The 15,325-nt window shown below is 68.1% G+C and carries 11 protein-coding genes; 4 read left to right on the top strand and 7 right to left on the bottom strand.

What is annotated here, in order from left to right; translation table 11 throughout:
* Positions 1-15 precede the first annotated feature (15 nt).
* From L8H00_RS15500 to L8H00_RS15515, 4 genes are all read right to left on the bottom strand, one after another.
* A complete protein-coding gene (locus tag L8H00_RS15500; protein ID WP_242098211.1) occupies positions 16-219 on the bottom strand; it encodes a helix-turn-helix transcriptional regulator in 204 nt (67 codons plus the stop codon).
* A complete protein-coding gene (locus L8H00_RS15505; protein ID WP_242098212.1) occupies positions 216-620 on the bottom strand; it encodes a hypothetical protein in 405 nt (134 codons plus the stop codon). Before L8H00_RS15505 ends, L8H00_RS15500 begins: the two co-directional genes overlap by 4 nt.
* Positions 621-690: 70 nt before the next feature.
* Complete coding sequence (locus tag L8H00_RS15510; protein ID WP_242098213.1) at positions 691-945, bottom strand: DUF6356 family protein; 255 nt, start codon at positions 943-945, stop codon at positions 691-693.
* A 34-nt stretch (positions 946-979) separates the two neighbouring features.
* Positions 980-2,410 (bottom strand): Mur ligase family protein, encoded by a 1,431-nt coding sequence (locus L8H00_RS15515; RefSeq protein WP_242098214.1) that lies wholly within the window; start codon positions 2,408-2,410, stop codon positions 980-982.
* Between the two features lie 52 nt (positions 2,411-2,462).
* Between L8H00_RS15515 and L8H00_RS15520 the strand changes: the two genes are divergently transcribed.
* From L8H00_RS15520 to L8H00_RS15535, 4 genes are all read left to right on the top strand, one after another.
* Entirely contained in the window at positions 2,463-3,281 is an 819-nt protein-coding gene (locus L8H00_RS15520; protein WP_242098215.1) for an LD-carboxypeptidase, read from the top strand.
* Positions 3,282-3,779: 498 nt separating this feature from the next.
* A complete protein-coding gene (gene thrS, locus L8H00_RS15525; RefSeq protein ID WP_242098216.1) occupies positions 3,780-5,786 on the top strand; it encodes a threonine--tRNA ligase in 2,007 nt (668 codons plus the stop codon).
* Positions 5,787-5,883: 97 nt separating this feature from the next.
* Entirely contained in the window at positions 5,884-6,417 is a 534-nt protein-coding gene (infC, locus tag L8H00_RS15530) for a translation initiation factor IF-3 (RefSeq protein ID WP_242098217.1), read from the top strand.
* A gap of 237 nt (positions 6,418-6,654) precedes the next feature.
* The gene (locus L8H00_RS15535; protein ID WP_242098218.1) at positions 6,655-9,531 is read left to right on the top strand and encodes a TonB-dependent receptor; all 2,877 of its coding nucleotides are present in this window, start codon (positions 6,655-6,657) and stop codon (positions 9,529-9,531) included.
* Positions 9,532-9,555: 24 nt separating this feature from the next.
* Here L8H00_RS15535 and L8H00_RS15540 read toward each other — a convergent pair whose 3' ends face one another.
* The 3 genes from L8H00_RS15540 to mutS all read right to left on the bottom strand — a co-directional run bounded on the left by L8H00_RS15540 (position 9,556) and on the right by mutS (position 15,200).
* Positions 9,556-12,303: a [protein-PII] uridylyltransferase gene (locus L8H00_RS15540; RefSeq protein ID WP_242098219.1), complete on the bottom strand. Its 2,748-nt coding sequence runs from the start codon at positions 12,301-12,303 to the stop codon at positions 9,556-9,558.
* A gap of 44 nt (positions 12,304-12,347) precedes the next feature.
* Entirely contained in the window at positions 12,348-12,503 is a 156-nt protein-coding gene (locus L8H00_RS15545; RefSeq protein ID WP_242098220.1) for a hypothetical protein, read from the bottom strand.
* Positions 12,504-12,614: 111 nt separating this feature from the next.
* Entirely contained in the window at positions 12,615-15,200 is a 2,586-nt protein-coding gene (gene mutS / locus L8H00_RS15550; protein ID WP_242098259.1) for a DNA mismatch repair protein MutS, read from the bottom strand.
* Positions 15,201-15,325: the final 125 nt, after the last annotated feature.

Raw genomic sequence — 15,325 nt, forward strand, 5'->3', positions numbered from 1 at the left:
GCCCTTAGCCGATCGTCAGCCCGCCGCCGAGGGGCTGACGAACACCTGTTCGATCGGGCGCCCGAACAGTTCGGCGATGCGAAAGGCGAGGGGGAGCGAGGGATCGTAGCGCCCCGTTTCGATCGCGTTGACGCTCTGGCGCGACACATCGAGCCGTTCGGCCAGGTCGCCTTGGCTCCAGCCGCGTTCGGCGCGGAGCTGTTTTAGATGATTGGTCATCGCGCGCGTCGCTCGATCGCGATGTTGATCCCCGCACCGATCCCGAGCCCTGCGAACCAGATGATCGGCCAGGTATAGGCGTACAGGTGCGGAACCAGCGCGAATCCTTCGAGAAAGCCCCAGATGGTGGAGATCGTCAGCGCGATGCCCGTGGCGATCAGCAATTGGCGTGCTTGCAGCATGCGGAGATATTCGTCGCGTTCCTCGACCAGATAGCGCGCCATGAGCCAGAAGAATCCCGACACCGCCAGGGCGGGAAGCACGCCGACGACATAGGCGATCGGCCCCGCGACGAGCCCGTGGCCGATCAGATAGATGGCGGGAAACAGCAGCGCGACATAGATGAGACTGAGCAGCAGCACACGTTGATTATAGCGTCGCTGGGCGGGGGAAAAGCGCATCACGGCCTCCTTCGTTGTGAAGGAGGCTTTACAGTCAAGCACGCTTGTCAGTCAAGCAGGCTTTCCACCGTCAGATGATATATTCCACCGTCTTCATCTGCGTCTGGTCGGCGCGCACCGCGCCGCGCTTGGCGACCATGCGGGCGTGGAGTTCGGCGACGGTGCGGCTGCCGCTCGTCTTGCAGAGCGCGGGGACGAAGGCGTGGAGCAGCGCGCCCGCGCCACCGACGATCATCTTCGCGCCGAAGCCGCTCGCCACCATGAAATGTTCGGTGAAGGTCTCGCCGACGGTTTCCGGATGGTCGAGGAACAGGCGGCGGAACATCGGCGGACCCTTTCGTTGGCGGGCCGCCACCCTATCACGGACGCGCGGATTCGCCACCCTTCGCGGCAAGCGCGGCCAGCATGTCGGCCGCCAGCAGCGGCAGCGTGTCGTCGCGCGCGCCCATCACCACGATGCGGTCGCCCGGCCGCGCCGCGGCGACCAGCGCGGCGGCGGCGGCGGCGCGGTCCGCGATGTGGCGCGCGTCGCCGCCGGCGCCCGTAATATCGGCGGCGATGTCCGCGCTGGTCACGTCGCGCGCGACGGTGCCGCCCTGATAGACCGGATCGGGCAGCACCAGCCGGTCGCCCGCCGCCATCCCGTCCACGAACGTCGCCACCAGCTCGCGGCGCATCGTGCGCAGCGGGCCATAGCCATGCGGCTGGAACAGCAGCAGCAGCCGGCCGGGAAAGGCGTGGAGCGTGGCAAGCGTCGCGGCGATCTTGTCCGGATTATGCCCGAAATCATCGATCACCGACACGCCGCCGGCATCGCCGACATGATCGAACCGCCGCCTGAGCCCGGTGAACCCCGCGATCGCGCCGACCGCCACGGCGAGCGGCACGCCCGCCGCGCGCGCCGCGCCCAGCGCGACCAGCGCGTTGGCGACGTTGTGGCGGCCGGGCACCGCAAGCGTCACGCGGTGCCGTTCGTCCCCGGCGACCAGATCGAACGCGATCGCGAACGGGGCCGGCACGAGCCGTTCGGCGACCAGATCGGCGGGCGCGTCGATCGCCACGCTCACCAGCGACTCCGCGGCCACCGTCTCCGCGATCCGCGCGGCCTCCGCGTCGCCGATATTGACCACCGCCACCACCGCCTTGCGAACGAAATCGCCGAAGAGCTGGCGCAACTCGTCCAGCCCCTTGTGGTCGAGGCTGACATTGTTGAGCGCGGCGATCGTCGGACGGTAGAGCGCGATCGATCCGTCGCTCTCGTCCACTTCGCTGACGAACGCCTCCCCCCGGCCGACGAGCGCGCTGGCGAACGGCGCGTCGGCGCTCGCGAAATTCTTCATCACCGCGCCGTTCATCACCGTCGGATCGCGGCCCGCTGCGTGAAGGATCCAGCCGATCATCCCGGTGACGGTCGATTTGCCGCTGGTGCCCGCCACGCCGATCGGCACCGCGCTCGCACCGAACAGCGCGGCCAGCGTCTCGGCACGGGTCGCGCGCGCGCAGCCGAGCGCGTCCGCGGCGACGATGTCGGGCACGCTCGCCTCCACCGCGGCGGAGGCGATCACGCGCTGGTCGGGCGAGGCCACGCCGCTGCCGTCCTGCGGAAAGAGTGCGATGCCGGCGGCGCGCAACGCGTCGAACTTGGCCGGCACGCGGCCCTGGTCGAGCCCGCGATCCGACCCCGCGACGACGGCGCCGCGCGCGCGCAGGATCATCGCCAGCGGCATCATCCCCGATCCGCCGATGCCGACGAGGAAACAGGAGGTGCCGGAAAGATTGCCGTCATGCATCGCGCTGCGCTATCGCGCGGCCGGGGCGCGGGCAAGTCGTGGGGATGGTGACATGAGGATCGGCATCGTCGCGCCCGCCAAGGCGATCCTGCCGATCGTCGAACCGCGCACGCTGGCGTTCGCCGCGATCACCTGTCCCGACGCGGAGATCGTCTTCCACCCGCAATGTTTCGAAAGCGACGGCGGCCATTTCGCCGGGCCCGACGCGCGCCGCGCCGCGGCCTTTCTCGAATACGCGAACGATCCGGGCTTCGACGCGATCTGGTTCGCGCGCGGCGGCTACGGGTCGAACCGCATCCTCGCCGAAGTCATGCCGCGCCTGGGGCCGGCGGCGCGCACCAAGACCTATATGGGCTATTCGGACATGGGGTTCCTGCTCGGTGCGCTCTATGCCGCGCGGATCGGTCGGCCGGTGCACGGGCCGATGCCGGTCGATATCGATCGCGACGGCGGCGATGTGTGCCTGGCGCGCGCGCTCGGCTGGCTGACGGCGCGCGACCGGCAGGGGCTGGAGCCGGGGCTGGGCACGCGGCCGGCGGCGGCATTCAACCTGTCGATCCTCGCCGCGCTGATCGGCACGCCCTATCTGCCCGACCTAACCGACCATGTGCTGCTGATCGAAGAGGTATCCGAGCCGCTGTACCGCATCGACCGGATGCTGTTCACGATGGCGCATGCGACGCAGTTGAAGGGGATCGCCGGCGTGCGGCTGGGCGCGATCAGCGAGGTGGTGGCGAACGACCCGCCCTGGGCCGAGACGCCCGAGACGATGATCCGCCGCTGGTGCGCCGAGATGCGCGTGCCGTTTCTGGGGAGCGCGGTGGTGGGGCATAGCAACATCAACCGGGTGGTGCCGTTCGGGGTGGCGTGAGCGACATGACATTAGCTTGATCGGATCACCAAATCCGTTCGTGCTGAGCCTGTCGAAGCACGCGCTCCCCGCGGGTGCCTTCGCAGTCGGTACAGGCCCTTCGACAAGCTCAGGGCGAACGGATCGAAGTAACGTCATCGGACTCTAAGGGGCGCCAGCGCAACCGTTCCCCGGCGAAGGCCGGGGCCCAGTTGGGAAGGCCATCGTGACGAAGCGCGCCCGTAGACACATCAAGTCCCCCAGATGGGCCCCGGCCTTCCCCGGGGAACGGTGGATCGGGGCTGTCCTACACGGCCGGTTTCCGTCAGGCTCCACCCATGAGCCCGTACCGAGTCCTTCCCGCCGCCGCCCCGCCCGCGCGAAGTGGAAACACCGTTTCCACGCCTCCACTTCCTCCACTTCGCGTCCTCCGCTTGGGGTCGTGACCGCGCGGCAATCCTTGCGTATACGACCCCGCGGCATCTGGCCGCACCGCAATCCCGATCACGAAAGTCCGTCATGTCCGCCCAATTGGCCGAGTTGTTCCGCATCACGCTGCCCGACGGTTCCGTCCGCGAAGTGGCGCCGGGAACCACCCCGGCGGACGTGGCCGCCGCGATCGGGCCGGGGCTCGCCAAGGCCGCGCTGGCCGCGCGCATCGACGGGCAGGTGCGCGACCTGAACCGTCCGTTCGAAGGCGACACGCAGCTCGCGCTCGTCACCGCCAGGGACGAGGCCGATGCGCTCGAACTCGTCCGCCACGATCTGGCGCACGTCATGGCCGAGGCGGTGCAGCATCTGTTTCCGGGCACGCAGATCACCTTCGGCCCGGCGACCGACGACGGATTCTATTACGACTTCGCCCCCAAGGACCGCCCCTTCACCGACGAGGATCTGCCCGCAATCGAGGCGGAGATGCGCGCGATCATCGCCCGCAACGAACCCTTCGTGCGCGAAGTGTGGAGCCGGCAGCAACTGATCGGCCGCTGGACCGAACAGGGCGAGCGCTTCAAGGCCGAATGGGCCGCCGAGCTGCCCGAGGGCGAGGAGCTGACGATCTACCGCCAGGGCGAATGGCTCGACATGTGCCGCGGCCCCCATATGGTCTCGACGGGCAAGCTCGATCCGCAGGCGTTCAAGCTGACGCGCGTCAGCGGCGCCTATTGGCGCGGCGACCAGAAGAACGCGATGCTCAGCCGCATCTACGGCACCGGCTGGCTGAACAAGAAGCAGCTCGACGCGCATCTGACGATGCTGGAGGAGGCCGCCAAGCGCGATCACCGCAAGATCGGGCAGGAGATGGACCTGTTCCACCTGCAGAGCGAGGCGCAGGGCTCGGTGTTCTGGCATCCCAAGGGTTTCGTCCTGTGGCGCCAGCTCGAGGCCTATATGCGCCGCCGGCTCGACGCTGCGGGCTATGAGGAGGTGAAGACGCCCCAGCTCATGGACGCGCGCCAGTGGGAACAGTCTGGCCATTGGGGCAAATATCGCGAGAACATGTTCGTCGTTCCCGACGAGATCCCCAATCCCGAGGACGAGGGTGCGATCCTGACCGGCGACGCCGATCTGATGGCGCTGAAGCCGATGAACTGCCCCGCGCACGTCCTGATCTTCCGCCAGGGGATCAAGTCCTATCGCGACCTGCCGCTGCGCCTGGCCGAATTCGGCTGCTGCCACCGCAACGAGCCGCACGGCGCGCTGCACGGCATCATGCGCGTGCGCCAGTTCACGCAGGACGACGCGCACATCTTCACCGCGGAGGACCAGCTCGTCGGCGAGGTGCAGGCGTTCTGCGAGCTGCTCGACAGCGTCTATCGCGATCTCGGCTTCGAGGATTATGCGGTGAAGCTGGCGCTGCGCCCCGAGAAGCGGTTCGGCTCCGATGCGATGTGGGACAAGGCGGAGGCCGAGCTGCGCGAGGCGGTGCTGGGCTCCAACCTGTCCGACGCGATCAAGGCGAAGTTCGAGGAACTGCCGGGCGAGGGGGCCTTCTATGCGCCCAAGCTCGAATTCCACCTGACCGACGCGATCGGGCGGACATGGCAGGTCGGCACGATCCAGTCCGATCGCGTGCTGCCCGAACGGCTCGATGCGAGCTATGTCGGCGCGGATGGCGAGCGGCATCGGCCGGTGATGCTGCACCGCGCGATCCTCGGCACGTTCGAACGCTTCATCGGCATCCTGATCGAGCATCATGCCGGGCGCTTCCCGCTCTGGCTGGCGCCAGTGCAGGTGGTGGTGGCGACGATCGTGTCGGATGCGGACGATTATGCCGGGCAGGTGGCGGCCGAGCTGCGCGCGGCGGGGCTGCGCGTCGAAACCGATCTGCGCAACGAGAAGATCAACTACAAGGTGCGCGAGCACAGCCTGGCGAAGGTGCCGGTGCTGCTCGTGGTCGGCAAGCGCGAGGCGGACGAGGGAACGGTCGCGGTGCGCCGGCTGGGCAGCCAGGGGCAGGAGATGCTGACGCTCGCGGCGGCGACGGCGCGCCTTGCGGACGAGGCCCGCGCCCCCGATATGCGATGAGGCGACGGCGCGGCTATCCGGAGCGCCCATTTTCGGCTATGGCTGCGCCCAAATACCAGTGTGAACAACCACAGGAGCAGAACCCATACGTCCTCCCATGATGCGCCGGCCGATGCAGGCCCCTGCCATGAACGGCCCGCGATTCAACGAATTCATCGTCAGCCCCAAAGTCCGCGTGATCGATCACGAGGGTGAGAATCTGGGCGTGATGTACACGCGCGAGGCGATCGAGCAGGCGGCCGAGCACGGCCTGGACCTGGTCGAGGTGTCGCCCAACGCCGATCCGCCCGTTGCCAAGTTCCTCGACGTCGGCAAGTTCAAATACGAGGCGCAGAAAAAGGCGAATCTCGCCCGCAAGTCGCAGAAGACGCAGGAGATCAAGGAGATCAAGATGCGTCCGAACATCGACGACCATGATTACGACACCAAGATGAAGAAGGTGAACGACTTCATCGGCGAGGGTGACAAGGTGAAGATCACCCTGCGCTTCCGCGGTCGCGAACTGTCGCACGGCCAGCTCGGCATGAACCTGCTGAAGCGCGTGCAGGACGACGTGGCGGAGGTCGCGAAGGTCGAGGCCTATCCGCGCATGGAAGGCCGTCAGATGCTGATGGTGCTCGCACCCAAGTGATACGCCGGGCCTGCGGCGATTCGCTGCGGGCCTGCAGAGCCTCGTTGTGATGGACGAAAAAACCCGCGGCGCGCGCGTGCCGCGGGTTTTTCGCGCTTGGCGGCCGGCATGTTGCATCCTTGCAACAATGGCTGGCAAATGACGGCTTCATGAAGTATTTGTCATGGACTAATAGGGCTAGCGTGGTCAGGGTCTCTCCAAACCGATAATTCAAAAAATACCGGGGAGCCTGAAACGATGCGAACGACCGCCCTTCTTCTGTCTGCGGCCACGATGGCGATTGCCGTACCGGCTTTCGCACAAGACGTTCCCTCGTCGCCGGCGCAGCCGCAGACGCAGCCCGTGTCGCCCACCGACGTGACGACCGCCGGCAATGTCGACCCCGCCGCGCCGTCGCGCTCGGTCAACGAAGGGGACATCATCGTGACCGCGACACGCCGGTCCGAGCGGCTGTCGAACGTGCCAATCGCAGTGTCCGCGGTGGGCCAGGCGGCGCTCCAGAATTCGGGCGGCAACGACATCCGCTCGCTGAACCAGCTCGCGCCGTCGCTGCTGATCTCGTCCACCGGCAGCGAATCGAATGCATCGGCGCGCATCCGCGGCATCGGCACCGTCGGCGACAATCCGGGCCTCGAAAGCTCGGTCGCGGTGTTCATCGACGGCGTCTATCGCAGCCGCACCGGCGTCGGCCTCAACGAGCTGGGCGAGATCGACCGGGTCGAGGTGCTACGCGGGCCCCAGGGCACACTGTTCGGCCGCAATGCATCGGCCGGCCTCATCAACATCATCACGCGCGCGCCGGAGTTCGACTGGCACGGCAACGGCGAATTCACCTACGGCAACTACAACCAGTTCCGCGAGGCCGCCGGCATCACCGGGCCGATCATCAAGGACGTGCTCGCGTTCCGCCTGGACGGCGTGGCCGTCAACCGCGACGGCTTCTACCGCAACGTCACCGCCGCCAATGGCAGCGAGGCCCGGATCAACGATCGCAACCGCTATTTCGTCCGCGGCCAATTGCTCTTCAAACCCACGGACTCGCTCAGCTTCCGCGTGATCGGCGACTATTCGCGGCGCAACGAAAGCTGCTGCGGCGCGGTCTATTACAGCCAGGCGGAAACCACCGACCCGACCGCGAACGCCGCGGGCGTCGCGCCCTATTTCGCCACGACCAACGCCGACCATGCGGTGGTGACCAACGCGTCGAACCGCATCGTCGACATCCTGCGCCGCCAGGGCGCGGCCTACCCGCTGGCCGGCAGCACCAGCAACCCGTTCAACCGCGAGGTCGCGGTGACGCCCGGCCAGACCTATCGGAACGTCACCAAGGATTATGGCGGATCGGTGCAGGCCGATTGGGATCTGGGCGGCGCGACGCTCACTTCGATCACCGCCTACCGCGAATACAAGGCCGGCAACGCCAGCGACATCGACTACACCAATATCGATCTCACGCACCGTGCCGCGGACGGGAATGCGTATCGCCAGTTCCATACGTTCACGCAGGAGGCGCGGCTCCAGGGTTCGCTGTTCTCGGGCAAGCTCGACTGGCTCGTCGGCGGCTTCTATTCGAAGGAGAATCTGAAGCTCGTCGACAATGCGGTCTTCGGTTCGCAATATGGTCAGTTCGCGGCCTGCCGCCTCGTGGCGACAGTCAGCCCCGTGGTGGCGCTCCAGAACCAGAACGCGCCGGGCTGCCTCAGCGCAGCGGGCCGGGCGACGCTCACCGGCGCGTTCGGCGCGGCGGGCGGGCTCATCACCTCGGCGCTCGACCGGCTGACGGGTGGTCCCGGCCTCGGCGGCGGCGTGAACAATGTCGGCGATTCGGGCTCGATCTACCGGCAGGACAGCGAGAATTATGCGTTCTTCACGCACAACATCCTCCACATCACCGACACGCTGTCGATCACCGGGGGGCTGCGCTACACGCACGAGCGCAAGGCGTTCAGCGCGAAGTTCAACAACAACAACACCGTCTGCCCGATCCAGCAGGCCGCACTCGCCCCGCTCACCATGTCGCAGAGCGGCGCGACCGCGTTCGCGCAAGGCATCGTGACGCTCACCTGCACGGGCAATTCGAGTTCGGCGCTGAACGCGCTCAATCCGTCCGACAGCTTCGGCGACGGCGAATTCACGGGCACCGCGGTGCTGTCGTGGAAGCCGACGCCCAAGCTGCTGACCTATGTGTCCTATGCCAAGGGCTACAAGGCGGGCGGCTATAATCTCGACCGGTCCGATCTGGGCGGCGTGAACGGCGTGCTTTCGGTGCGGTCCAATGCGGACGCGCCGGGCCTGCGCTTCAATTCGGAAAAGGTGAACAATTACGAGATCGGCGCCAAGTTCAACACGCCCGGTTTCACGCTGAACGTCGCGGCGTTCCGCGAGGAGTTCAAGGATTTCCAGTTGAATACCTTCAACGGCTCGATCTTCGTCGTGCAGAATATCGAGGCGTGCAAGGACAGCCTGAACGGCGCCGACAGCGACAACGGCTTCAACCCGGTAACCGGCGCACAGACCGGCGCTTGTGCCGTGAACCGGTCGGACAAGCCGGGCGTCGTGTCGCAGGGCGTGGAACTGGAGGCGACGATCAGCCCGATCCGCCAGGTGCAGTTCACCGCGGGCTACACCTATTCGCATGCCCGGTTCAGCCGCAATCTGGTCGGCAGCTCGACCACCGGCGAACCGCTCGACCGTGCGCTGTTCCTGCTGCCGGGCAGCCAATTGTCGAACGCGCCCGACAATGTCGTCACCACCTCGTTCGCGTGGACGCCCGATCTCGGCCACAACGGCCTTTCGGGGCTTCTCTATGTCGATAGCCGCCTGACGTCGGACTATAACACGGGCTCGGATCTGGCGCCCGAGAAGAAGCAGGATGGCTTCGCGATCGTGAATGCGCGCATCGGCCTGCGCGGCAAGAACCAGATCTGGGCGCTCGAAGTCTGGGCGCAGAATGTGTTCAACCAGAACTATATCCAGGTGGCGTTCAACACCCCGTTCCAGGGTGCGGGATCGTCGGCGAACGTCGCGGCGTTCGGCGGCACGGGCAATGCGCTTTATTCGGCCTTCCTCGCCGAGCCGCGCACCTATGGCATCACGCTGCGCGGGCGGTTCTGATGCGACGCGCGCTCGCCGCCCGGATCAGGCGGCGAGCGCGGGCGGCGTGCCGGCGGCGGCCTCCAGCAGCCGTTTCTCCAGCGTCTTGAGCCGCGCCGGCGCGACGATCGGATCGCCGGTCAGGTCGGTCAGGTAGAAGGTGTCGACCGCGCGCTCGCCATAGGTGGCGACATGCGCCGAATGGATCGTGACCTTCGACTGGAACAGCGCGTTGGCGAGCTGGCTGAGCAGGGCGGGCCGGTCGCGGGCATTCACCTCGATCACCGTGAACCGGTTCGAGGCGCGGGGATCGATCAGCACGTTGGGCACGATGTCGAACGCCTCGGCGCGCTTGCGCGGCAGCGGCTTGGCGACGAGCCGGTCGGCGAGCTTGCCGCGATTGGCGAGTGCATCCGCGATCGCGGTCTTCAGCCGTTCGAGCTGCGCGGTGTCGTCGAACGGGCGGCCGACCGGATCCTGGACGAGGAAATTGTCGAGCGCCATGCCGTCGCGCGTGGTGTGGATCCGCGCATCGATGATGTTGCCCCCCGCGACATGGATGGCGCCCGCGATCCGGTAGAAGAGGCCGGGATGATCCGCGGCATGGATCGTCACCAGCGTCGCGCCGCGCTGCGGATAGACCTGCACGTCGATCGCGAGCGGCGCGTCGCCTGCGCGCGCCATGAATTGGGCATTGTGCACCAGCACGTCGTCCGGCTCGGCGACCCAATAGGGCTCGGGCAGGCGGTGGACGAGCGCGGCGAAGCGCTCGGGGTCCCAGCCCAGCGCCTGTGCGAGCGCGGCCTGTTTGGCGGCCACCCGTTCGCTGCGCCCGCGCTGCTTGTGCCCCAGCCGCAGCACCTCTTCGGCGGATTCGTAGAGATCGGCAAGAAGCTGGCGCTTCCACCCGTTCCACACGCCCGGGCCCACCGCGCGGATGTCGACGATGGTGAGCAGCAGCAGCAGCCGCAGCCGCTCGGGGCTCTGCACCACGTCGCAGAAATCGAGGATCGTCTTGAAATCCGACAGATCGCGTTTGAACGCCGTCGCCGACATCAGCAGGTGATGGCGCACCAGCCATGACACGGTTTCCGTCTCGGCCGCGGTCAGGCCGAGCCGCGGGCAGAGCCGGCAGGCGACCTCCGCGCCCAGGATGGAATGATCGCCGCCCCGTCCCTTGGCGATGTCGTGGATCAGCACGGCGACGTAGAGTACCCGACGCGACACGATCTGGCCGAAGATGTCGGACGCGAGCGGATGATCGTCGCAGAGCAGCCCGCGCTCGATCCGGCTGAGCAGCCCGATGGCGCGGATCGTGTGCTCGTCCACGGTGTAATGATGGTACATGTCGAACTGCATCTGCGCCACGACGCGCCCGAAATCGGGCACGAAGCGGCCGAACACATCGGCCTCGTTCATCCAGCGCAGCACCGTTTCCGGATCGCGGGGGGATGCCAGCACGTCGAGGAACAGCGCGTTCGCGCGTGGATCGGTGCGGATCTCGTCGGCGAGTTTGGCATCGCGCGCGGCGGCGCGCATCGTGAGCGGGTGGATCTCCAGCTCGTAGCGGTCCGCCAGCGCGAACAGCTCGATCAGCCGGACGGGATCGGCGGCGAAGAAGCCGTCGTCGGGCAGGGCAAGGCGCCCGCGATCAAGTACGAACCCGTTCAGTCGCCCCGGCGCGCGTTGCCGGTGCGGCAGGCCGAAGCGCCGCCCGCGGCTGGCAAATTTCTCGTCCAGATGCGCGAGGAACACGCCCGTCAGATTCCCAACGGCGCGCGCCTGCAGGAAATAATATTGCATGAACCGCTCGACCTTCGACTTGCCCGGCCGATCGGAGAAGCGCATCCGATCGGCGATCTCGCGCTGCATGTCGAAGGTCAGCCGATCCTCGGCCCGCCCGGACAGCGCGTGGAGGTGGCAGCGCACCGCCCAGAGGAAATTGTCGGCGCGGTGGAACAGGCGATATTCGGCCTTGGTCAGCAGCCCGGTTTCGACGAGCTGCGCGGCGCGCTGCACGTCATAGATATATTTCCCGATCCAGAACAGCGCGTGCAGGTCGCGCAGGCCGCCCTTGCCCTCCTTCACATTTGGTTCTACGACATAGCGGCTGTCGCCCATCTTGCGATGGCGCACGTCGCGCTCCGCCAGCTTGTCGGCGATGAACTTGCCGGCGGTGTCGGCCTGCACCTCCGCCTTGAAGCGACGTGCGGCGTCCGCATAGAGATCGCGGTCGCCCCAGACGTAGCGCGCCTCCAGCAGCGCGGTGCGCACCGTGATGTCGGCCTTCGCCTGACGGATCATCTCGTCCAGCGACCGGCTGGAATGGCCGATCTTCAGCCCCAGATCCCACAGCGTGTAGAGCAACGACTCGATCACCTGCTCGGCCCAGGGCGTCTGCTTGCCGGGGGTGAGAAAGCCGATGTCGACATCCGAATGCGGCGCCATCTCGCCGCGGCCATAGCCACCCACCGCGATCAGCGTCAGCCGCTCGCCGCGCGTGGGATTGGCGAGTGGATGGAGACGGGCCAGCGTGAAGTCGAGCGCGGCGCGCAGCAGCCGGTCGGTGAGATAGGCCTGCGCACCCGCGATCTCCAGCCCGCGCGAGGGATGTTCGATCAGCCGCCGCGCGATCTCGGCGCGGCCGGCGTCGAGCGCGGTCTTGAGCACCGGCACGGCGGCCCGGCGCAGCGCGACGCTACCCGGCGCATCCAGCGCGGCGAGCGTATCGGCCAGCGCGCGATGATCGACGATCGCGCGGCGGTTCGGGATCGGATCGAAACGAAGCGGCATGGCCCTGCGATAGAGGCTCCCGCGCCCGGCGTCTAATCGCCCGGTCAGGCGGGCTGCGGATAGCCGCTCGCCCCGCGCACGCGTTCCGACAGCAACGCGATCGGCATCGCCATATGCGCGACGAGCGCGGTTTCGCCGCGCTGCTCCATCAGGTCGGATGCGCGCAGCATCAGGTCGAGCGCCTGAAGATAGGTGTCCATCGGCTTGCAATCCTGAAAGAGCGTCGGCGCGCGCCTTATCGGCGTCCTCCGACGCGTCAACGGCTTAACCACGATTATGTCTGCCCGTCACCCCGCAAGGCGATGGCGGGGTCATTCGTCCCGGGCGAGCGCGCTCAGACGGTACAGCGTGTCGAGCGCCTCGCGCGGGGTGAGGGCGTCGATATCCAGCGCTTCCACCTCGCGGCGGATCGCGTCGCATTCGGACTGCGCGCTCTCGACCGCCTGCGCCGCTGCGGCGAAGAGCGGCAGGTCGTCCAGCCCCGCCGCGAGGCCGCCCGTCTTGGCACGCCCCGCCTCCAGCTTGGCGAGCACCGCCTTGGCGCGGGCGACCGCCGTGGGCGGCATTCCCGCCAGCCGCGCGACCGCGATGCCATAGCTGCGATCGGCGGGCCCCTCGGCGAGTTCGTGGAGCAGCACCAGCTCGCCCTTCCATTCGCGCGCGCGGACGTGATGGAGCGACAGCGCGTCGCAGCGCTCGGCCAGCCGGGTCAGTTCGTGATAATGCGTCGCGAACAGGCAGCGGCAGCGATTGTTCTCATGGATCGCCTCGACCACCGCCCAGGCGATCGCGAGCCCGTCATAGGTCGAGGTGCCGCGGCCGACCTCGTCCAGGATCACGAAGGATCTGGGCGTCGCCTGTGCGAGGATGGCCGCCGTTTCTACCATCTCGACCATGAAGGTGGAGCGCCCGCGTGCGAGATTGTCCGACGCGCCGACACGACTGAACAGGCGATCGACCAGCCCCAGCGTCGCGCTGGCGGCCGGGACATAGCTGCCCGCCTGCGCCAGCACCGCGATGCAGGCGTTCTGCCGCAGGAAGGTCGATTTGCCGCCCATATTGGGTCCGGTGACGAGCCACAGCCGCGACGATTCGGACAGCGTACAGTCGTTCGCCACGAAACGCCCGCCGCTGCGCGCCACCGCCGCCTCCACGACCGGGTGGCGCCCGCCCGTGATGTCGAAACAGGCGTGATCGACCAGAGCCGGGCGAGCCCAGCCGCCTTCGGTCGCCCGTTCGGCGAGGCCCGCGGCGACGTCGAGCCGGGCGAGCGCATCCGCGGTGGCGGCGATGCTCTCGCGGCTCGCCAGCGCGGCAGCGGCCAGATCCTCCAGATGCGCGGCCTCGGCGGCGAGCGCGTGCGCGCCGGCTTGCGCCACCCGCGCCGCCACGTCGTGGAGCGACGGCGTGTTGAAGCGCACCACGCCGGCCAGGGTCTGGCGGTGGGTAAAGCCGCTATCGGGCTTCATCAGCGCATCGGCGGCGCGCGCGGGTACCTCGACATGATAGCCGAGCACGCCGTTGTGGCGGATCTTGAGCACCGCGATGCCGGTGTTCGCGCGGAATTCGGCCTCGAGCGCCGCGATCGCCCGCCGCCCACCCGCGCCGGTGTCACGCAGATCGTCGAGCGCCACGTCATAGCCGCCGGCGATATAGCCGCCGTCCGACGCGTCGATCGGCGGCGCGGGTACGAGCGCGCGTTTGAGCAGGTCGATCAGGCTGCCATGGCCGCGCAGCCGGGGGACGATCGATCGCAGCAGTGCCGGCGGTTCGGCGACCCCGTCCAGCCGCTCGCCCAGCGCCCAGGCGCCGTCCAGCCCATCGCGCAACTGGCCGAGATCGCGCGGCGAGCCGCGACCGGCGGCGATCCGCCCGATCGCGCGGCCGATATCCGGCAGCGTGCGCAGCGTCGTGCGCAGCCGCTCGCGCAGGCCCGCATCGTCGTGGAGATAGGTGACGAGATCGAGCCGCGCCTCGATCGCCGCCCGGTCCATCAGCGGCGCGCCGACGTCGCCACCGAGCATCCGCGCGCCCGCACCCGTCACGGTGCGGTCGACCGCATCCAGCAGGCTGCCCTTGCGCGTGCCGCCTACCGTGCAGGTCAGCTCCAGACTCTCGCGCGTCGCGGCGTCGATCGCCATCACCTCCGCCGTGCGTGCCGCGCGCGGGGGGCGGAGAAAGGGCAGCGCGCCCTTGGCGGTATGATCCAGATAGGCGACGAGCCCGCCGGCCGCCGACAGCGCAGCGCGGCCGAACTGGCCGAAGCCGTCGAGCGTCGCCACGCCGTACAGCCGCAACAGCCGTGCCTCGCCTTGGCCGCTGTCGAAATCGGCGCGCGGGCGAAGCGTGGTGGCACGGTCCGCGCCCATGCCGCCTTCGCTGGCGATCACCTCCGCCGCACCCAGCCGAGCGAGTTCGGCGTCCAGGCCGCCGGCATCGGTCTCGACGATCTCGAACCGGCCGGTGGAAACGTCGGCGGCGGCGATCGCCACGCCGCCCGCCGCTTCGCCGATCGCCACGCACCAATTGTCGGCGCGCGAATCGAGCAGCGCCTCCTCGGTCAGCGTGCCGGCGGTGACGACGCGCACGATCGCGCGCGACACGAGCGTCTTGCCGGCGCGTTTCTTGGCCTCCGCCGGGCTTTCGGTCTGTTCGGCGATCGCGACGCGGTGGCCGGCCTTGATGAGCCGCTGGAGATAGGCGGTCGCGGCATGGACGGGCACGCCGCACATCGGGATCTTCTCGCCGTCATGTTCGCCGCGCGCGGTCAGCGCGATGTCGAGCACGGCGGCGGCCACGCGGGCATCGTCGAAGAACAGTTCGAAGAAATCGCCCATCCGGTAGAACAGCAGGCAATCCTCGGCCTCGGCCTTCAACGCCAGATACTGGGCCATCATCGGCGTGGGGGGAGGGGAGGCCATGCCCGCTGATACATCGCCCGCCCCGTCGTTCAACCCGCCACCGCCGCTACGGCTTCAGCAAGGGTGACGAAGCGGGGTGCGCGCCGTAAAGACCGTTCATC

The sequence above is a fragment of the Sphingomonas sp. CROZ-RG-20F-R02-07 genome, from assembly GCF_022662335.1.
Taxonomy (GTDB): domain Bacteria; phylum Pseudomonadota; class Alphaproteobacteria; order Sphingomonadales; family Sphingomonadaceae; genus Sphingomonas.

Bases quoted from the DNA above. Each gene is read 5' to 3' on its own strand.
- L8H00_RS15540 (WP_242098219.1), bottom strand. From the start codon at position 12,303: ATGCCGCTTCGTTTCGATCCGATCCCGAACCGCCGCGCGATCGTCGAT.
- L8H00_RS15515 (WP_242098214.1), bottom strand. From the start codon at position 2,410: ATGCATGACGGCAATCTTTCCGGCACCTCCTGTTTCCTCGTCGGCATC.
- L8H00_RS15505 (WP_242098212.1), bottom strand. From the start codon at position 620: ATGCGCTTTTCCCCCGCCCAGCGACGCTATAATCAACGTGTGCTGCTG.
- L8H00_RS15510 (WP_242098213.1), bottom strand. From the start codon at position 945: ATGTTCCGCCGCCTGTTCCTCGACCATCCGGAAACCGTCGGCGAGACC.
- L8H00_RS15500 (WP_242098211.1), bottom strand. From the start codon at position 219: ATGACCAATCATCTAAAACAGCTCCGCGCCGAACGCGGCTGGAGCCAA.
- thrS (WP_242098216.1), top strand. From the start codon at position 3,780: ATGTCCGCCCAATTGGCCGAGTTGTTCCGCATCACGCTGCCCGACGGT.
- L8H00_RS15545 (WP_242098220.1), bottom strand. From the start codon at position 12,503: ATGGACACCTATCTTCAGGCGCTCGACCTGATGCTGCGCGCATCCGAC.
- mutS (WP_242098259.1), bottom strand. From the start codon at position 15,200: ATGATGGCCCAGTATCTGGCGTTGAAGGCCGAGGCCGAGGATTGCCTG.
- infC (WP_242098217.1), top strand. From the start codon at position 5,884: ATGATGCGCCGGCCGATGCAGGCCCCTGCCATGAACGGCCCGCGATTC.
- L8H00_RS15535 (WP_242098218.1), top strand. From the start codon at position 6,655: ATGCGAACGACCGCCCTTCTTCTGTCTGCGGCCACGATGGCGATTGCC.
- L8H00_RS15520 (WP_242098215.1), top strand. From the start codon at position 2,463: ATGAGGATCGGCATCGTCGCGCCCGCCAAGGCGATCCTGCCGATCGTC.